General features: G+C 31.3%; 14 protein-coding genes. 12 read left to right on the top strand and 2 right to left on the bottom strand.

Annotated elements, in window-relative coordinates; translation table 11 throughout:
* Positions 1-116 precede the first annotated feature (116 nt).
* The 3 genes from ACEVFT_RS19820 to ACEVFT_RS19810 all read left to right on the top strand — a co-directional run bounded on the left by ACEVFT_RS19820 (position 117) and on the right by ACEVFT_RS19810 (position 5,893).
* Positions 117-566, top strand: coding sequence for a hypothetical protein (locus ACEVFT_RS19820; protein WP_393951080.1), 450 nt, complete (start codon positions 117-119; stop codon positions 564-566).
* A gap of 529 nt (positions 567-1,095) precedes the next feature.
* Positions 1,096-1,746, top strand: a complete 651-nt coding sequence (locus ACEVFT_RS19815; protein ID WP_393951079.1) for a hypothetical protein — start codon at positions 1,096-1,098, stop codon at positions 1,744-1,746.
* 70 nt (positions 1,747-1,816) lie between these two features.
* Positions 1,817-5,893 (top strand): exonuclease domain-containing protein, encoded by a 4,077-nt coding sequence (locus ACEVFT_RS19810; RefSeq protein ID WP_393951078.1) that lies wholly within the window; start codon positions 1,817-1,819, stop codon positions 5,891-5,893.
* Positions 5,894-6,077: 184 nt separating this feature from the next.
* On the opposite strand, the gene ACEVFT_RS19805 is transcribed toward ACEVFT_RS19810, so the two are convergent.
* Entirely contained in the window at positions 6,078-6,251 is a 174-nt protein-coding gene (locus tag ACEVFT_RS19805) for a type II toxin-antitoxin system antitoxin (protein ID WP_342471964.1), read from the bottom strand.
* Between the two features lie 119 nt (positions 6,252-6,370).
* Here ACEVFT_RS19805 and ACEVFT_RS19800 point away from each other — a divergent pair, with 119 nt between their 5' ends.
* The 4 genes from ACEVFT_RS19800 (at position 6,371) to ACEVFT_RS19785 (ending at position 10,893) form a co-directional block, all read left to right on the top strand.
* A complete protein-coding gene (locus ACEVFT_RS19800) occupies positions 6,371-6,511 on the top strand; it encodes a hypothetical protein (RefSeq protein WP_393951077.1) in 141 nt (46 codons plus the stop codon).
* 242 nt (positions 6,512-6,753) lie between these two features.
* Positions 6,754-8,103: an S-layer homology domain-containing protein gene (locus ACEVFT_RS19795; protein ID WP_393951076.1), complete on the top strand. Its 1,350-nt coding sequence runs from the start codon at positions 6,754-6,756 to the stop codon at positions 8,101-8,103.
* Between the two features lie 58 nt (positions 8,104-8,161).
* The gene (locus ACEVFT_RS19790) at positions 8,162-9,151 is read left to right on the top strand and encodes a hypothetical protein (protein ID WP_393951075.1); all 990 of its coding nucleotides are present in this window, start codon (positions 8,162-8,164) and stop codon (positions 9,149-9,151) included.
* Positions 9,152-9,498: 347 nt separating this feature from the next.
* Positions 9,499-10,893, top strand: a complete 1,395-nt coding sequence (locus ACEVFT_RS19785) for an RES family NAD+ phosphorylase (RefSeq protein WP_393951074.1) — start codon at positions 9,499-9,501, stop codon at positions 10,891-10,893.
* 852 nt (positions 10,894-11,745) lie between these two features.
* Here the strand turns inward: ACEVFT_RS19785 and ACEVFT_RS19780 are convergent.
* Positions 11,746-12,933: a hypothetical protein gene (locus ACEVFT_RS19780; protein ID WP_393951073.1), complete on the bottom strand. Its 1,188-nt coding sequence runs from the start codon at positions 12,931-12,933 to the stop codon at positions 11,746-11,748.
* Between the two features lie 607 nt (positions 12,934-13,540).
* Here ACEVFT_RS19780 and ACEVFT_RS19775 point away from each other — a divergent pair.
* The 5 genes from ACEVFT_RS19775 to ACEVFT_RS19755 all read left to right on the top strand — a co-directional run bounded on the left by ACEVFT_RS19775 (position 13,541) and on the right by ACEVFT_RS19755 (position 21,094).
* Positions 13,541-14,902 (top strand): hypothetical protein, encoded by a 1,362-nt coding sequence (locus ACEVFT_RS19775; protein WP_393951072.1) that lies wholly within the window; start codon positions 13,541-13,543, stop codon positions 14,900-14,902.
* 128 nt (positions 14,903-15,030) lie between these two features.
* Entirely contained in the window at positions 15,031-17,082 is a 2,052-nt protein-coding gene (locus ACEVFT_RS19770) for a DNA primase family protein (protein WP_393951071.1), read from the top strand.
* Positions 17,083-17,110: 28 nt separating this feature from the next.
* A complete protein-coding gene (locus ACEVFT_RS19765) occupies positions 17,111-17,671 on the top strand; it encodes a hypothetical protein (RefSeq protein WP_393951070.1) in 561 nt (186 codons plus the stop codon).
* Between the two features lie 226 nt (positions 17,672-17,897).
* On the top strand, positions 17,898-18,800 hold the full coding sequence (locus ACEVFT_RS19760; protein ID WP_393951069.1) for a restriction endonuclease: 903 nt from the start codon (positions 17,898-17,900) through the stop codon (positions 18,798-18,800).
* A 191-nt stretch (positions 18,801-18,991) separates the two neighbouring features.
* Positions 18,992-21,094 carry a KAP family P-loop NTPase fold protein gene (locus ACEVFT_RS19755; protein WP_393951068.1) on the top strand — a complete coding sequence of 701 codons (2,103 nt, stop codon included), beginning with the start codon at positions 18,992-18,994 and terminating at the stop codon, positions 21,092-21,094.
* Positions 21,095-21,355 lie beyond the last annotated feature (261 nt).

Here is a 21,355-nt window from a genome sequence, read left to right as displayed (position 1 = left end):
TTGAATGAATGTTAAGGTGTTAGTTATAATCAGTGCCTTTTAGTTTGTAGTTGGAATTTTTGATTGTATGATTTATAATAAATTTAATTAATGATATGTAATAAGGAGTTGGTCTTGTGAACTGGAAAGATAATAAGAATGATAAAAGTAGATATTACGGTGCTGGTAATAAATATATGTTTTTAAAAATTGGAAAACAAGTGTATAACGATACAGGTAGAGAGTTTACAAAGTTGACTACATCAAAAATCCTAAAAGAATATTTAGATGAGCAACAATTAGGCTTTTTTAAATTTGGTGTTGATAAAAAAGGCGATAAAACAAAGTTATTTATCTTATTCAGTAATGAGGAAGATACTTTTTACGGTTTGAGAAATGCAGAAGGCGGTCATAAAACAACCGTTAGTATTAATCAAATTGTGGATGATTTAAAAGTGGATGGCATTGACTTACCACTTGAACGTCTGAAAATAGAGGCTGTTCCTGAAGCAGATAAAGAAAAATTAGGCGTAGATAAAGAAGCACATTTGTTTGAGGTGATTCTTCCTACAACAGAGAAGGCATAATATAGCTTTCTAAGGCTGTTTTAGTAATAACCACACATAAGTAATAAACCATAATATCATATGTCATAGATGTAGCCATGCGAGCATAAACGCATGGTTTTTTTACGTTCATGGATTCCATTTGTTGCGGTTACATCGGTTACACAAGTTACAGCTTATTTGACTAAAAGGTTTATTAGGATTTTTTCTTTACTACATAAAAAAATAAAAGTATATCTTAACTATTAAAATAGTGTAACCAGTGTAACCGTAATAGATAAATTAATCATATAAAAAATAAAGTATAAGTTATAAACCCTGATATATCAACGATTATAGAGATTTTATATGCTATTTAACATGAAAAATTAATGGTTTTTATGTGTAACCAGCATAGCTATTTTTGTAACCAAGAGGGGTAAAAGTGTAACCCATGATAGTAAAATTGTAACCAATACATTAAAAAATTGAAACTGTGTAAAATTTAGTTGATGGAATTAATAGTTATGTAATAATATATGTTTGTAAGATTGGAAGAGAGGATGATGGTATGGTTAATTTAAATGATTTAATAAATATAAAAAATAAGAAGGGTGGTTTATTGAAAGATGGTGTATATGATTTAATTATAGAAAATATTGAATATGAATCGGATAAAATAGATAAAAATCAAAATAGGTATGAAATGTGGAAATTCAAATTGCGTTTAGTAGATAGAGATTATAGATTAACAAAAAATGTATTAGTTTATGATGAGACAAATGTGAATGACATAGGAAAAAATCAATTAATGCATTTAATAGGATTGTTGGATATTGACTTTGATAATTTAGCAATAAAAGAGTCAGAATTAAAAGATTTTTTAATAGAGAAGTTAAAGGAATTGAAAGTTGTTAGCGTTGTCTACACAAAGAATGGAAGGAATGAAGTTGGGTGGCTGTATGGTATAGAAGAGAAGGAAAAAGCGTTAGAAAATTTCCATCGAAGAAATCAAGAATTTAAAAAACTTGATGAGCCTGTTGAAAAAATTGAGAAAATTGATGAGGTAGTAAGCGAAATTGAGAAAGTTGATGAGGTTTCATCAAATGAAGCACATCAAGTTTTGGAAAATGAAGTAAAAGTAAATGAGGAGAAAAGCACACAAGCGAATGTAAACGGAACAGATGATATTAATTATACTGATTTTATCAAGTTTGATTAAATATGTTCATGCGAGTGGGGTGTAAGTGCTTCACTCGTTTTATTTTTCTAAAAATGAAGGAGGGCAAATAGTGGATAAATATTATAAAGAAAAAAGGATTAATGAAATAGTGGAAGAAAATGAATTTGTAAGTGTTAGTGGAAAAATGGTCAGTGATGTAACGGTTAAGGCATGGGGTAGTGGCAAGGGCGAGAACCTTATTTTTGTCTTGAATGATGGAGCAAGCAATCTAAAGTGTATCATCTTTGTGAGGTACGAAGACCATGACAAAGATAGTATAGAAACGATTAAAAATTTTTTTGTGAAAGGGCATTTTTACGAATTAAAAGGCAAAACGAGCTTAGACGAAACGTACACAAATTTTAGTATAACATCTGCTCATATAGGTAATATCAATGTGCCTACCATGCAATTGCAAGTAGATATAGAAGACTGTAAGGATATTACGAATGATATTGGGCGTAGAGTAGACACCGATGAAATAGGTAGAGTTGAATTTAAAGTGATTAGTCAATATTCCACCATGCAAAGCATTGTCAAAGAAGCAGCCGCTATAGAGTTGACCAATAGATTTAATTATCAAGGATTAGGTTTTGTAGAAAAAGGAACGGTAAGAGGCTTTCCTTTGATTGAGCAACAATTTAACCAATACAAAAAGGTGATGGCGGAAGAATATAAAAACAATCCTAGTAAGCAGAACCAAAAACGCTTAGAAAATATCGAAAAAATGAAGTTATTTTATGGTGTTGATTTTTTAGTTCATCAAAATCGGTATCTGCATTACTTAGTAAATAGTGAGAAATTGCATGAGAAAAACAGTGAGAACACTAGTGAGAAATTTTTGAGAAATGTTAAATACCTCATATTTGACATAGAAACAACAGGTATTTTCCCACTTTTTCATGAAATGATTGAAATAGGAGCAGTAGTGGTTGAGAACGGTGAGGTTGTTAAAGAGTTTAATGAATTGATTAAGCCTAAAAATAAAATCAATCAAAAAATTAGTAACCTTACCAATATCACAAATAAAACAGTGGAAGATTGCATAGATGAAGAAACTGCATTAAGACGTTTTTATGAATTTATTGGTGATGAGGAATATATATTAGTTGGGCATAATGCTAGAGATTTTGATTTGAATTTTATCAATGTAAGAAGCAGAATGTACAAACTAAATGAAAAATTAAACGATTTTGCCTTAATTGATACCCTGTATTTAAGTAAATTTATAGAGGAAGAGGTATCAGCAAAGCAAAGAAAACGTAAGACTTATAGCTTAAAAAGTATGTTAAAAAAATATGGTATCGAGATAGAAAATCACCATAGAGCTGTTTTTGATAGTTTGCATACGTTTAAATTGTTTCAAAAGTTGTTAGAGGATATGGAAGCTCACAATAAAGATTTAGTGGGATGTAATGAGCCGTTAAAAAATCAATTAGATATGCGTTTTCCACAAATGGTCACACTCTACGCCTTAAATCGAGAAGGCTTAACTTTTATTAATCAGCTAAGTAGTAAGGTCAATACTGATACAACAAATAGAATTTTGAGCTGGGATGATATTAATGTTAAAGATTATAGAGAAAATATTTTAGCCGTAAGCAATGGCTTTTATTGCAAAGACATCTTTGAAAGCCTACTAAATGGCAAATTTGAAGAACGTGTTTTAGATAATTATGATGTGATTGGCTTCAACAGCCCATCTAGCAATCATCATTATGAGGATGTACCAGCAGATACATTAAAGCAATTAATCAAAATTATTGATGGGATATGTCAAAAGCAAAATAAAACGGTTATCTGCTTGGGTGAGGTCTTGTGCCTTCATAAATGTGAAGAGAGATATTTAGATATGCTGTGGTTCGATAATCGAGCGAAGATATATTTAGATAAAAATGTCACCATCATTCAGCAATATTTTGATAATAAAATTCAAAAAGGACTAGCTTTTACTGATATTGAACAAGAGCTATATAACAAATTTATTCAAGGCGAATTAACAGGTGCTGATTTATTAAATGCTGATATTAAAGGTTTAAAACTCAAGGTTGTGAGTGGGAGATTTCATCCATATATCCAAAATAAAGAAATGGCTCGAACCAATGTTTATTATAAGTCAACAGAGGAATTATTAAATGAATTTGCTTTTCTTGGTAAAGAAAGAGCAAGAGAAATCGTTTCTACAAATACCATTAAATTATTAGATAAATTTTCTCCCTATGAGGTAGTACCAACGCATCCACTAGTAAAGCCAGCGATGCTAGAAGGTAATGAGAAAGAGAAAATGCTTGAGGTCATAGAAAGAAGGCTTAAAGAGCTATACGGTGAGCATGTTGATAAGGTAATTCAAGAAAGGTTAAATAAAGAGCTAGAAATGGTCTTTAAAGGCGGCTATGAGGTTGTATTTTATGGCAGTTATTTATTGGTAGAGGAAAGTAAAAGGAAAGGCTATCTAGTAGGGAGTCGAGGTAGCGTTGGTAGTATGTTGCTTGCTTATGTAATGGGTATCAGCGAAGTTAATCCATTACCACCACATTATCAATGTGATACGTGCAAAAAAGTAGAGTTTTGTGGAGATGAAAATGTAGTGTGCGGCTTTGATTTGCCTGTTAAGCAATGTATTTGTGGTGGTGCCTTAAAGGGAAATGGTTTTGGTATTCATTGGAGTAGTTTTATGGGCTATGGCGGTGAAAAAACGCCTGATGTGGATTTAAATTTTAGCAGCGAGATTCAAAAGCATATGATTGATTTTATCACCAGCTTATTCGGAGAGAGTAATATAGTACGAGCTGGCACAATTAACACACTTGCCGAGGGAAAAAGTAAGAAAATCATATGGGAGTACCATAAATCTAAGGGAAATATCATTGTTGAAACATTAAGAGAACGATATAACAATGATGTTAGCGATTTTTATAAATTAGATGATGAAGGAAATTTACATCCAATTGATTACATTCATTTTGATATAAATAATCACAACACGATTTATATAGAAAAATTAAAACAAGAGGATAATGGTGAGCAATTAGTAGAGATATTAACATTTGATTTCGATAGCTTGGTATTAGAAGAAACACTCGATTTTCTAAATGGTGTAGCATTTAGTAGTGGTCAACATGCTGGTGGTATGTTAGTGATTCCAGAGGAGTTAGATGTACATTATTACAGTGGTATTACCTACAGTAAAGATGGCTATGATGCCAGCAATATTACATTACAATCAGAATATAAGCCATTTGAGGATGCGATATTAAAGTTTGATATTTTGAGCCAAGATGACAGTACAAGGTTATATTACTTAGAAAAAGAAACAGGCGTTAATATCGCTGATATTGATATGTATGATACTGATGTGATACAACAATTTGCTTTAGGGCGCACTGAAATGATAAGCGAATTTAATACAAACTATTCTACCAATGTCACTAAGCAAGTAAGCCCTCAAAAATTTAGCGATTTAGTAGCGATTAGCGGTTTAACACATGGTAAGGGCTTATGGGATGATAATGCGGACGTATTGCTAAAGAACGGTATAGAAATTAGTGAACTCATTACAAGTAGAGAGAACTTTAAAAGATTGTTAATGCAATATGGAGTAGAAGAAGTTTTAAGTAATAAAATCGTTGAATTCATTCGCAAAGGTAAATTGAATAGCAGTAAAAATAAAGCCGCTAATCAAATTGAGTGGAAAAAATATGAGAAAGTTTTAAGACAGCATCATGTAGAGGAATGGTTCATTGAAAGCATCAAAAAGGTTAGATATTTATTTCCATTAGCTCACGCTGCTGCTTATGTCATTAATGCTTATAGATTGGCTTGGTACAAAATATATTATCCACTTGCCTTTGCAAAGGTCATGATAAATCAGTCTTTATCAGATAAAGATGTGGATAAAAGTATCTTTTTAAAGGATAGGGAGCAAATTGATGGGTTGATTAAAAAATATGAAAATCCCCAAACGCATTACACGCTGCCAAAAAAAATAAGAAAAAGTTCGGCACAGGTATATTTTATGCGTTGGTTGTTTGATAATCATATCGAGTTATTGGGGATAGATGAAAATAAATCAGATGCTAAAACCGCTACAATAGAGGATGGAAAAATACGTCTTCCATATATGTTGAAACGATTTAGCATAACATAAGTGAATAAATAGCATTTTCATTAGATAAAATGATTGCCCATTCAAGACCACATTAATATTGTTGGTCTTGAATGGGCTTTTATTCGCTATAATACGCCAACCGTTTCAACAAGCGCCTCTTCACAATGGGGGGAGAAAAGGATGAAAGGGTGGTACAAGGGAAATCTTTAAGGGAACAAATATATTAATCTTCAAAAGTGATTGTACCGTGTTTTTTTTCAAAGTTGGCTACGTGTTCCTTTATTAACACTTCTACTTCACGATTAGCAGAACGAGCATTATGTTCGGCTACATAACGAATTTTCTTTAAAAGTTCAGGTTCAATGCGAATAGTGAATTGAGGTAGTTTAGAAGCCATCGTACCTCTCCTTTCTTGTGTTGTCTATATGGTGTCATTATAACAACAACAAAAGTTTTAGAAATATATTGACAACAAAGTGACAACACTTTATGATAATTTTAAGAGGTGATGCTAAGGTGACAACACAAAAAGTGAGGACAGGTTTAAGATTGCCTTATGATTTAAACATAAAGCTAATTTCAGAGGCAAAACGTGTAGGTATTTCCAAAAACGCTCTTATCCTTCAAATTTTATGGGAATGGTTGGAGAAGCGTTAGAAGATGCCAGCTAAGGTTCAAGTATTTCCACCATAAACTATGAAATGTTAATGGATTTATCAACATGTATTTCAATGGCTATTCCAAGAATGTTTGTATTGAAATTATGTCCATCATTTTAAAGGCTATCTTCATTGATATTTTAGAAATAGCCTTCTTTTTTTACGATGGAAACAGGTCAATAGGTCTATGCGTATTTTGAAAATGAACTATAAAACTATCATTTTTTAGGAGGAGTAAGTATGAGAAACAAAATGAAATTAGGCATGTGTAGCGCATTATTAGTAAGTAGTTTAGTAGGTGGAACTCTAGGTACAAGTGAAATGGTAGCACATGCATCAAGCCATGTAGCGCAACAGGTAAGCAATCCATTTAAAGATGTGAGCAAAAAGGATGCTGCTTATGAAGCCATTTTATGGGCAAGTAAAGAAGGAATTGTTAGTGGCTATAACGATGGCACATTTAAGCCAAATGATAAAGTCACAGAGGCTCAATTTGCAAAAATGTTAGTAAATTACTTTGAGCTGGATGCTGCAAAAGGTACTTTGATGAGAAATAGTGGGGAGAGGCATTGGTCTGATGATTTTTATGACCAATTAGCAAGCTATAGTGTGCCATTAAATGGTTATGTCAATGAGATGCAACGTTTTGAACCTGTAAAGCGTGGTGTTGTAGCCGAAGCACTGGCTTATCTTGCAGAGGATGAGATGACGTTAAAAGATAGCATTCAATTTTTATATGATAATAAAATATCAAACGGTCAAAATCCAACAGAAAAATTGATTGAGCAACATTTTGGCTATGCGAATGATGTCACTCGTTCCCAAGTGATTGTCTTCTTTTATAAGCTACATTTAGCGAATATCAAGTCAGTACAAGGCAAACAAGCACTTAGTCAATATGCTTCCAATGAGGACATCGAGAAATTAGCAAAGCAAGGTACAGGTTATCTGTTTTATCTATTGACAAAAGGCAGTATACATGTGGATTTAGAAAGGGGAAGAATCAATCAAGAAGAAACGGAGGACTATAATAAACGATACAAAGCGTTATTTGAGTCAGGTACATTTAAGTTTGCGGAACGTGTAAAAAATAAAAGTGCTGGTCATGAATTATTTGATTTTAAAGCATTGGATAAATTGGAAAAGGAATTAACACCTGAAACGATTCAATATTTAAATCAACATTATGTAGTGGATGGTGCAACAAGTGGCGATGACCATTATTTAATATTCTTTGTGGATAAAAACGACAAGTATCTAACAATTAATTATGGGTCAAATGATTTCGCTACAACTTTATATGGGAAACGTAAGTACCATGTAAGAGCTACAGGCAATACACCTACTGCTAATCAAGCATTGGCGATGATAGTGAGCGATATTTCAGGCACAAAGCGAACGCTTACTGAAATCAATTCATATAAAACATGGATTGATAAAAAGCAAAACTTATCGTATGAATACGGCTACGCTGGAAATCTTGTCGTTCGTTTTGGCATTAAAACGTATTTAACAGGTTTCCCATATGAAGATGGCGAGTTTAGTTTTACTTATTTCCCCGATAAAACAAGAAATGGAGATTATGAGTAAAAATAATTATTTAGCAAGCTGATACATCAATATCCATATGGAGAGGCGTAGATAGTCGATGAAAAAATTATTTTTATTCCCTTTACTGGCTCTATTTTTAGTAGCGTGTGGAAATACAGAGAATGAAGCTGTATCTAAATCTGATAAAAAACAATCATCTGAGGAACTAGAACCAAAAATCGTAACAGAAGAAGAGAAGGCTGTTAAACGAGAAGAAATTGTAGAAAGATTACGAGAAACCGCACGTTATAATGACGAAAACACAGAACCAGCTAATGTAACGCCTGCTGTTGGGTATGCTGATATGATTTCTGATGCGGTTATTAAAGGGGAACACGCAGTTTTGCATTACAGACGATTCCCTAACGCTCAACATTATGGTGATAATAGTAATATACTAGTCCCTGGTTCTATCATGCAATTTTCAAAGTATTTAACCCTTTATATAGATAATATTTATATTGGCTACGGTGATTTATCAACACAGTATCGTCAAAGTATTGTATCTGATAAAGTTACAGAAGAAGGAAAGCGAAAAAAGTTTGAGAATAATGTTGTATTGATATATGAGGGCACAATTGTCAATGATTATCCTACAAGTGGCAGTGTAGGGTATGTCCGACCAGCTTTAAAAATACATGCAGAACCAGATACATTGAGATATGATTTGTACCGTGATGACCAAAATTTTAATCTAAGTATAGATGAAGTATTTTTCTTTAACAATGAGGAACGAGAGCATACGGAAAAGTATGTTCAAGGCGATTCAAATAAGTTTTACATCGTGAATTATATTCCTAAAAAATATATAGAAGAAGGTTTTTCTTTATATGTTTTGCCACAGGCTGATGTTAGGGGTACAGCTTATATTCGTGGAGGGTGGCATGGAAGGGAAGGCTTTCAAATCAAATTTCCTGATGAATCGTGGGCATATGGAAACCTAGATTTGGTTACGGAATCTGATTTAACAAAAATGCATGAAGCAATTTATTTACCAACAGATGAAGAAATTGACCAAATGGTAAATGATGAGTTGGGTATTGAATAAAGAAATCTTATAAGAATTGTAAAAATCTCTGTGAAATGTTGCAGGGATTTTTTTGTGCCAAGTGTGTGCAAAGACGATGGATAAATTTTATATACATAAAGAGGACATGCAATTTAAGCTGGATGCCTTTTTGGCGGGTGACCGTATCACATAGATGCATTACAATGAGCTAACTGCCTTAGTAACTATCCAATAGTAAGTTTAATATTTTTCGGAATTATTTTGAAAAATATTACTGTCTTTTGTAGAATAGATTTAAATACTTATTTAGATAGGGGTTGCGAAATTCCTAACAATTATCTATCAAAATAAGAACGTGGAAATTGACATATAAGGGAGGTATGTGTATGACTAGTAATATCAAACAAAATGAATTTGGTGATTATGAATCAATAGAAATCAACGGAGTAACCTACGATTGTAATGATGAGGATGGAATATATGTTTCGAGGGAAGATTTAATTAATGAAAACACAATTAGTTTTCCTATCGGAGTTTGTATAAATGTTTTTGACAGGCAGGAAGATGGTCATATGTTGTACCGTACAATACCTTTTAGTATTTGTCATAAGGGTGATGGCATATACAAAATTAGTTTTGACGAAACAGACACTCGCAAGTTTTGGTATAGGAGCATAGGATTAGAAACTTGGATTAAAATTCGTCGTAATATACTTGAAAAAATATTTTCATGCGTAATTGAACATTATGATGATGACGGTGCGTATATTCAATTTAATTATTCGACTAGATTTAAAGTAGACACTTTTAAAATGCTATTCGAAAGTGTAGATGATATGCAAAATCGGTTAGATATTACTACAGAAATAGCAGCAACTTCACCCAATATACTTTTAGATTATTCTTTTTACAAAGAATTAAATTCATTACGAAATATTCTAAAAGACTGCAATGAGGATTCGTGGCAATTTGAAGTATATAAAGAAGAGTTATCACAAAGAATAGAAAGACATTTAAGAGAAAATAATCCCGATAAACTGCTTTTAGAATACAGAACGTTGCTTTTAACTAAAGAATTCAGGAAAAAAACAATTAAAGTTGGAGAAAAATTCTATAGAGGCAGAATTGGAATGGATACGATTAAAGGAGCCATAGATGACTGCAATCAAGAATTCTCAATTCCTTATAATGGAGAAGGTATAGGGGTAGCCCCTGCTCTATATACATCTGGTGGAAGATTTAATCGTGCTGGAACCTCGTATATATATTTAGCAACCGATGTGGAAACCTGTTTAGCCGAAGTTCATCTCCAAGTAGGTCAAGTGTGTAGCGTTGGAGAGTTTGAGTGTGTTGCAGACATGGAGTTAATAAACTTGAGTGATACTGCTGAAGATTTAGAGCTTAAAGCATGGTATGAAATCATTACTCAACCAGTACACGATGCAATCAAACACAAGTATTTAATCACGCAATTTATGTCAGAAGTTTTGATGCAGTTTAATTCTGATGGATTATATTTTAAAAGTGTTCAATCAGATGGAAATAATATTGTATGTTTTCAACCGAACAAATTTAGACTTGTAAAATATAGTGAAAAACTGTACAGAGCTGATAAGATTAAATATTCTATTACGCAGCATGAAGATACTATAAGAAAATATGCTAATCGTAATGATTCGCACTTATTAAATTCACATAACTCTGATGATGATGAAAGAAACCAAGTGAAATTTGAAAATATGATGAATTGGATTGAATACGAAAAACAAAGAAATAATTAACCTGAATTATTCACCGTAATCTAAAAACTTGTAAACTTACGTGATTTTTTAATGAGCCAACTTTTCTGTATAAGTATAATAGAGGAATAATGGGTTTTTAGTTGTTTTTTGAAGAAATGTGTAAGTACAAGTAGATTTTTGGGCAGACCTCTCCCTTGGTGCGGATTCAATTTTTTAAAAAGAGGGGTTCATGTAGTTAACTTTGTTTTAGTTGTTGCACTTTGGTCAGTACATCCCAAAAGAATCGTTCATACACGAAATGAGTGGACATTTTGACAAACTCAAAAACATAGAAACACACAGTTAGTAGCTCAAATAAGTTTATTAGTTATTAGAATACTTTTATTTTTAACATTTATTGTGTAGTTGCGTCATATTGTTCAGTAAGCGCTACTCGAAAAGGAGTAGTGTTTTTTTGCAAAATTTTATACATTTAGACATAACGAGTTACATTTTTGAGGGTGCTGGTTAAATTTCTGGCTATGTCGGTTACATCCATTTTTACATGAAATATTAATTGTGAAATACATACTTAATTTACAGAAGAGCTTACAAACGTTAATATATCAAGGTTTATAGCACAGTTAACTTTATAGAATACTTACAATAGATTTTACATTCTTCTATTCCCCTGATAAACCGAGAAATGGAGATTATGAGTGAAAATAATCATTGAAGATGCTGATAAATTAAATTACCAAATGATAACTTTACATAACATAGTATGAAAGTGACTATCTTTATGAAGATGAAGAAATGCTTTAAACATTATGAAGCATTTGAAGAAAGTAAACAACAGAGTAACTAAAAAACACGCTTCCATCATAGGAGGCGTGTTTTATGTTTGTTGGATTATTTTTTTCTTTTAAATTTAATGATTTTTGATTCCTCAATCCATCCTATTATAGAAATTTCATTTATATTTGCTTCAACTTTGACCCAATTTTTCTTTCTTTCGATAATATTAATTACTGTATCTAATGGTAATTTTTCTGAATGGATGGGTGTAGAGTGCCTATTGGGACTTATTCTTAAATATGAGTTAATTCTAATAAGACCGATTAAGTTTATATTTTCGTATCTAGAAAGACCTTCTTTTTTGATTACTTTTTTGGCATGAGCATAACCAATTACATAAATTCCATTTGAAAGTGACTCTTGTATGGTATTTATTATTAGCATATGATTTTCGATAACTATGCCGAATAACATGTGGAAGAAAGGTAGTATAATAACACCAATGAAATATTTAACTGTGTCTTGTCCATAACTAAGTAGCAAATCTTGCATGAATTTCTTGAAACCTGTTTTTTCACTATTTGTGGTTTCTAAACGACTATCAATAATATTTATAAGTTCTTCATATGAAAAATGTTGCTTTTCATTAACTGTAATTTCACTGCTACTGTTTGTGTATTTTTGTTTATTTGTATTCTCGTATTCTTCTAGTGCCTCACTTATTTCTTGAACAGGGAAGTTATTTAATAGGTTAAATGTGTTTGCTAAATTAATTGAATCGAACTGTTTAAGAGAAGAAACAAACGTTTGATTATAAGTAGCCCAATCAATACGAGCAAAGTTATTGAGTGCTTGCTGAGTAGCACTAATTGGGCTAACCCAATCAATACGAGCAAAGTTATTAAGCGATTGCTGAATAGCATTAGTTTGGCTAGCCCAATCAATATGAGCAAGGTTATTGAGTGCTTGCTGAGTAGCGCTAATTTGGCTAACCCAATCAATACGAGCAAAGTTATTAAGCGATTGCTGAATAGCATTAGTTTGGCTAGCCCAATCAATATGAGCAAGGTTATTGAGTGCTTGCTGAGTAGCGCTAATTTGGCTAGCCCAATCAGTACGAGCAAAATTATTAAGCGATTGCTGAGTAGCGCTAATTTGGCTAGCCCAATCAGTACGAGCAAAGTTATAAAGCGATTGCTGAATAGCGTTAGTTTGGCTAGCCCAGTCAGTATGAGCAAAGTTATTGAGTGTTTGCTGAATATTTGATACTGAATTGATATCCATTCTATTATTGTTTGTCATAGCATGCTCCAATTCCTACGGTTTATATTTTTATTAAGTGTAACACAAGTAGATTTATAATATAAAAAGATTACTCTGATATTAGGTTGTTATTCATGTTTATTTAACTTGATATGAGTAGCGTATTTTTATTGCAAAATTTTATATGTAATTGTGAGGAACGCTATAAGCATAGTCAGTTACATTTTTGAGGGTGCTGGTTACATATTTATCTATGTCGGTTACACTTTTAGCCTTGCTGGTTACATCTGTTTTTACTTGAAATATTAATTGTGAAACCCATACTTAATTTATAAAAGTGCTTATAAACACTGATATATCAAGGTTTATAGCACTATTAACTTTATAAAATACTACATAATATTACTGACAATAGATAATAAATAGATATGGGTTACACCAGTTACACTATTTTGATAGTTATGATATACATATATTTTTTTCTTTTAAAAATAAATTTTGTTATAAACCTTTTATGTGGAAAAGGTGTAACCAATGTAACTGATGTAACCGATTTTTTAGGAAGTGCGTAAAACTTTATAGACGATACTTAAATGTTTGTTTTATGATTTGATTGTAAAAATAAATGTTTAGGAGGATTGATTGGATGATAGATAGTATGAATGATTTTTTAGAATATTTATATCCTAGTGATATTGAATATAAAGGTAGGTTTCTGTTATTTAATATAGATACAAAGATGAGTGCGTTTATTGATGCACATGATAAAGATAGTGTGGTTGATTACATTCAAGCAGAGGCGGCTAAAGGGTATACGATTCAGCTTAATCTAGCCTTGCAATTAGAAAAGGAAGCAAAATTAAAAAAGGTAGGAGAGGATAACACCAAGCATGAAATAGTAGAAGCGCTCTATAAAAAGTACATCAATCAAAGGTATGGCTATCAAGCCGTACAAGCGGAACGAGCGTTGCGTAATGTTGAGCAAAAGGAAAGAGAGCTAGGTATCAACTTAAATAAAATGAAAGCTGAATTACAAAATGGTTTAGTTAGCTTTGATACCATGTGGCAAAAGTTAAATGAGTATAGTAATCACGATTTTCATGGTTATTTTAAAGAGGATATAGAGGTACTTACTCAAAATATTTTAAAGCGTGTGAAAGGTACTGTGGAAACCATTAGTGAGGTATTTGGGTTATGGTTAGATGTTGATGTCAATATAGATGGACATCATAATGAGCTACAAAATCAATATTTTGATAGCTTCCAGCAAGCAACTGATTTTATTACAGCTTTACCTATTAAGCCAACGATAATCGTAAATAGTGGAGGCGGTCTACATGTGTACTACAAATTTGATAAGGTACTACGCCTTGAAACGATTGAGGAACGTAAGGAAATCAATTTGATTTATAGGCTATTTAGCGAGTATGTCAATCAAGAGGCTAACAAGCTGGGGAAGAAAATTGATAAGTCCAATGTGTTAAAAATGATGCGTGTGCCATTTACTTATAACCTTAAAAATAAAGATAAACCGAAGCTGGTTACGATTGAGTATTTTGAGGATGCCAACCAATTAAAATATGAGGATGTAAAAAGGTTTTTAAAGGAAACGATTGAACGGGAGCAGCGCAAGATAGCTCATGGCAAGCAACAAAGCAGCTATCCATCTGATAAAAAGGCTGATGGTGATTTAATTTATGAGCGCTGTAATTGGGTACGCCACAAGGTGGATAAACAGCACGAATGTAGTTATGAGGAATGGAATCTATTGTTGATATTGTGCGCCAATATAAAGGATGGTTTTGATAAGGCGCATGAGTGGAGTAGGGATGATGCTAGGTATAACTCGCTTGAAGTTACAAGAAAATATCAAACACTCGTTGAACAAAAAATGAAGCCATTCTTTTGTAATAAAGTAAGTAGGAGTAGTTTATGTAAAGGTTGTAGTTTATTTAATCAAGGTAAATCACCTATTGGTTTAGGTTGTAGTGATAAGTATAAAAGATAATATGTTTGTATAATTGGTATGATTTTTAAAATAAAATTCAAAATGTACGAAAATTGGTTGATGAGATGAATGTTGATATTATAAGATGAAATAGCAGTAAAAATAATATAAAATGGAGGAATGATATTTTGGATTTAAAAGAAAAAATGAAAGTGATGGAGATATTTATAGAGAGGATGGTGAATAAGGGAATTAATAGTTTGAGTAATGATGAAATGAAAGAATTGCTTGCAATGGAAAATGAATTAGCTTTATTGCAACAACAAGTAAATGGTCAAGCTATAGATAAAATGGCTAGTGAAGAAGCAGACAATAGTTATAGAAAAGACTTCTTCATTAATTTACAGCATATTGATGATGGAGTAGAGAAGGTTTTGGAGATAGGCGATATTTGTTTAAAAATAGATAAGGAAATAGCTGCTTTAAAACAATTAAAGTCTTCTGTAAATCTTGATGAAGATGAGCTATTCAATTATTATTTGCTCAGTTTGTTGTATGCGGTGGAGCGAGAGAGTGGCAATGCACATTATTTCGTGAAATACAAAAATAAAATTCTGAACGATTTAGATGTGAAAGCGAAGGATTTTGATATAGTCTATTCATCTATCAGCAAGTTATTAGCAGATTATTATAAAAATTTGAAGGATAGTAATATGGAAACAATCAACGCTGAAAAAAATAGAATGAAAAAATATTTGATTGATAATCGGTTAAATTATTGGCTTGTAGCAGAGGAACTGCTGAAAGAAGAGCATTTTATGCGAGAGGGCAATATGAATTACATCTATGATAAAGGCGTTTATGTGGATTATCACAAGGTAATGAATAAGAAAATCAAAGATAAATTAGGCGTGTTATATAGTGATATTAAAAATAGTAGAGAAGTGCTAAATCAACTCGATATTGAATTAACACAATATAATAATAGCGAAAAACATACGGATTATCAATATAAAAATCAACTCGCTACCACAATTAATTTTATGAATGGATTATATGATTTAAAAACAAATGAGCTAAAGCCTCATACACCTGCTTTTTTATCAAAGAATCAAATTCCATTCAATTATAGTGAGCAGTATGATGAACAATCTATGGACATATTGATGAATATTTTAAAAACAATAGTGGAAGAGGAATCCATTCCTGTTTTATTAGAATATATTGGCATGTGTATGACAGTGGGGATATTACATCAACAATTTGTGGTTTTGTATGGTGAGGGTGGTAATGGGAAGAGTACATTATTAAGTCTTATCACCAATTTACTAGGTGCTGCGAATGTCAGCAATGTGAGCTTAGAGGATTTATCCAATGATAAAAGTTTCACGCTTGGCTTGCTAGAAGGAAAGTTAGCGAATATTGGTGGTGAGCTAGGCAAGAATGGTATGGTGGATATGAAAAATCTGAAGCTATTGACTGGTGAAGATAAGGTGCGAATGGAAAAGAAATTTAAGGATAGTGAATTTAAAAGTAGCTATGCAAAGTTGATTTTCTCTTGTAACTTTATTCCACCATTTAATGAGAGTGGCGAGGCAATTAAAAGGCGATTAAGAATTGTGAATTGCCCATATAAAGTGGCTGAAAAAGCTGTTTATAATAGTGAAGAAATAGCCATGTATGTAGCTGATGAAAGGGTTATTCATTGCTTGATGCATTTAAGCGTGAAGGCTTATAGCCATGTTATCAATCATACAAAGCAATTAACAGTGACACCAACGATGGAAAGGCTCATTGAAGAATATCTTAATTCTTTAAAAGTTGTCAAGAAATTTATGATGGAAAATGTTACGCTGCTAGATTATGAAATGCGTCATGGGAAGCACGAATTGATGATGGAATTGGCGTATAAAAATCAGCAGGACGAAATGGAGGTATTAAAGCTATTAGAAAGCGATTATATGACGCTGGACGAGCTATATGAATTATATTTTGAATGGTGTAAAAATAATAATTATCGAGCCAAAAATAGAGGGAATTTTGAACTGGATTTGTTTGCGGATATAGAAGGATTTGAAGAGCGAGTTGTGAAGAAGCCTATTAAGAAGAATGGCAAGTCTAGGCGTGTACAACAATGCTTTGGTGTGATTAAAGGTGAGTTGGAGGATTTTATTGAAAATAAAGTGGAGCAAGGTCATACGAACGGCAATGTGGTTAATTTAAAGGATTTAATGGGGTAAGCGTAATTAAATATGAGGGAGCTATTTGATGAAGAGCGATAAAAATAAAGTGATTCAAATGGATTTTGTGAAGAAAAGTCAAGAACAGGATGAGGGCATTTTTATTGAGGAATTCAATGAATGGCTTGGGATGAGTAGCAATGAGATTGATTTAGAAGGTTTTTCATGTGACTATGAGGTATTTATAGAGCGTGATTTTCAGGTATCTTTAGCAGCGTATTATCAAAATGTAGCAGAGGAAAAAGGTGCATTAGAAAAAATTATTGAAAGAGAAGCAGGCGTAGTTTGGCATTATATTAATAATGCCAATGGCTTGCTAAAAGTAAGTGATTTTTACAACATTAAAGAGAAAATCAATGATACGTTTTTATTTGCACAAATAACACTTGATAGAGCTGTAGAAATAGAAGGGTTTATTGTCTTGGTATTTAAAGAATGTGAAATTGATGATGGAATTTTTACTGATGAGGTAGAAGGTATTTGTACAGTAGAAGAGTTCCAAGAATATTTTAATAAAGAAATTTTTAATAGTTTAAGTGAAGAGCGTCAAAAATATTTAAGAAGCATCTTTGAAGATACAAAGGGATAAAAAGAGTGAATGGAATGAATAAAGTTCCATTCGCTTTTTTTATTTTTATAGATTCGTATATAATTAAAGTTATAACATAATAGGTTAATCTTTAATAAAGATAATGTTGTAGACTGTAAAATTGTCTATCTATTTAGTATGTAATTTTTTATTAACATTATGAATATATTGTAATTTATATATTTTTTGTTGATTGTGTATTTGGACTATGAAAGGATGAAAATTAATGAATATATCGGCTATAGCTATTCAATGTTTAAAAGAGGCTTTATGCAATATTTATTGGTATAAAAATGACTTGAAAAGTTTTTTAATGAATTGTATTTCAAATAAATCGATATTTCTAAAGGTGAATTGGACTGATGTAAAGAGAAAGATTGCATCTGATGTTGTCGATAGTTTATTAGAAGATAGAGAAAAGAATTTAGGAGATATTCGTAGACTATTTAATGAAGTATCTAAAATGAATACTTTTAATCATTTGGAACACCTAGAAGATGGAGCATCAAAAGTATTGAAGGCTAGAAATTCTGTATTAGCTTTAAAAGAAGAAATTTCTAAAAATGACGCAAGTATAAAAAAGATAAGACAAGAGTCAGAAAAGAAAAGAATGGAATATGAAAAGTTAGTTAAAAGTAATGCTTTTTTAGTCAAATTAGATGAAATTAAAACAAACTACTATCAATTAACTAGTAGAACAGATGCTCAACAACGAGGATTTGAATTAGAAAAAATAATGTATGACCTTTTTGATTTATTTGATTTAGACCCAAAAGCATCATTCAGAAATGTTGGTGAGCAATTAGATGGAGCTTTTACTTTAGAAGGTACAGACTATCTATTTGAGGCTAAATGGAAGAAAAAAGCAATTGATACTTCTGATTTAGACGCATTTGTGGGAAAAATAAATAGGAAATTGGATAATACATTGGGATTATTTTTATCAATTAATGGATTTTCTAGTGATGCAATTGCTATTCATTCAAGAGGAAGAAGCTCATTAATATTAATGGATGGATATGATTTAGTTTCAGTGTTAGAGAATCAAGTAGATTTAAAAAATTTGATAATTAGAAAAAGAAGACATGCATCACGAACTGGAAATATATTTTATAGGTATCAAGAGTAATGATTAAATGGTGACTTACACTAAAATAATCTAAATCCTATTTTTTAGGTGCTACAATCTTCGAAATATTAATAATTCAAGATGATTTAGTTAATTTGAGATTTTTAATAATGAGATTATATATAAATAATATCTGAAATGTCTTTTTTATAAATATATTATTAATTAAATTATCAAAAGGAGATGAAATTATGCAGCATTTTACATATTCCTCAGATGCACCTATTAGTGATTCTGCTCAAGATGCTTTTAATAGGTTTCCATTTGCCCACCGAGTATCAAAAATTATAGCCAATCGGAAAGATATAAATAGTTTAGTTATAGGAATATATGGAGCTTGGGGGGAAGGGAAAACTTCTGTATTTAATTTTATTGAAAGTGAGTTGAGTAAAGAAGAAGATGTAGTGTGTATTCGTTTTAACCCTTGGAGATTTGGCGATGAAAATACAATGTTATTAAATTTCTTTAATGATTTAGTAAGAGCTGTAGATAGGGAAATAGAAACTAAAGGAGAAAAGATTGGTGAAGTGGTTGATAAGTACATTAGACCTTTTGCACAACTATTGGGAAAGGGGGAAAATGTTGAAGCTATAAGTAATGTATTAAATTCTGCGGATATTAATGAAATAAAAATCAGAGTAGAGAAAATTTTAAAAGAAGAAGGAAAAAGAATAGTAGTTCTAATTGATGATATTGACAGATTAGAAAAGAGTGAAATTCATGCAGTGTTTAGAATGGTTAAATTAACTGCGGACTTTAAATATACTGCATATATTTTAGCTTTTGATAAAGAAATGGTTTCTGCTTCAATACAAGAACGATATGGTTCTGGAAATTCTGAAGCAGGAAAATTGTTCTTAGAGAAAATTATTCAAGTACCATTACAATTACCGGCAATTGAGGATACAGATTTAAGAGATTTTTGTTATAAAGCGATTGATAATGCATTAGAGTCAGGTGAAATACAACTTACAAATGAAGAAGCACGATTATTTGCATTAAATTTTCAAGGTTTTGAGGCTCTATTAAAAACTCCAAGGCAGGCAATGCTTTATAGCAATATCATAATGTTTTCATTACCAATATTAAAAGATGAAGTAAATGTAGTGGATTTAATGTTAATAGAAGCAATTAGAGTATTCATTCCTGAATTATACGAAGTAATTAAAATGAATAAAAATGTATTTTTAAAACAGATGGACAACTACTCGCTCAATCAAGAAAAAGAAAGAAGGAAACTTCTAATCGAACATACTTTAAAATCCTATGATGAAGTTTCTATCAAAGACATTGAAAGAACTATAACATACCTCTTTCCTAGACTAAATCAAGTATTTTCTAATACATCTTATAGTGCGGGATGGGAAAAGACTTGGGAGGAAAAACAAAGAATATGTTCTGAGATATACTTCCAAAGATATTTTAGTTATTCAATTCCTAAAGGAGATTTATCTGATATAAAGCTTAATAACTTATTGAAAAATATGGAAATACAATCCTTAGAAGAAAATGGAGCTAATATAATAGAGTTAATCAATGAAAAAAATATAGGTATGTTTATATCCAAATTGAGAAATAAAGTTCAATCAATAGATAATCATAGAATATTAGAAAATTTAGCATTAAGCATAGCTGTATTAGGTGATTATTATCCTCATCCACCACAATTGTTTAGTTTTAGAAATCCTTTCCCACAAGCAGCAATGCTTATTAATGATATTATTTTAAGAATTGAAGTTAAAAGAGCTAGATTAAACTTAGTCAATAGCGTATTAATAAAAGCTAAACCATTAAAATTTGCAATTGAATGTTTTAGATGGTTAGAAAGAGAAGAGGAAGACTCAAATAAAAATAGTTTTAATGAGAACGAGATAAAATCAATGGGTAGAAATCTGGCGAAACGAATTTCATCAGAGGTTAAGGATGATTTTAAATTATTATTTAGTGATGTTAGAAATCTATTGTCTGTTTGGAATGAATATGGAGAAAAAAATGAAACACAAAATATGATAAAACCAATTTTAGATGAATCTCCTAAATATGTTATTAATCTTTTACAACAATATTTGCCTAGAGGTTGGGGAAGTGATGGATTAGAGGTTAAAGCAGATTTACGAAGAGAAACATACGATGCAATAACATCGGATATAGATGTAGAGGATATAATCAGTGCTATAAATAAGATTTATCGAAATAGGATGAGTGATGAACAGTATCCGAAATTTTTAGAGTGTTCTTATGAGGAACTTATTGTTAGACAATTTCTTTGGCTGCATAATAAAGCAAATGATTAATAGTTTGAAAATTGAGAATGAATAAACCTGTTAAACATTTTTATTAAACATATCGATGGTGGTTCTGTAACAAAATTAGAAAAACTAAAACTGGATTCTTGAAATAACTGAGAATAATTAAACAGTGTTTAATAAGAGAATATTTAATATTAATTAATCAGATTTTATCAATACAAGGAAGAATCACCAAGCTTTTGGGAAGAACTTTCTAAACGACTTTCTTGTGAAGTGAGGTGAGAAAATCATTTTACTTTATCTAAT

It is taken from the genome of Lysinibacillus sp. PWR01 (assembly GCF_043359455.1).
In the GTDB taxonomy this organism is placed as follows: Bacteria; Bacillota; Bacilli; order Bacillales_A; family Planococcaceae; genus Lysinibacillus; species Lysinibacillus fusiformis_F.
This window is presented reverse-complemented; position numbering and strand designations above follow the sequence as displayed.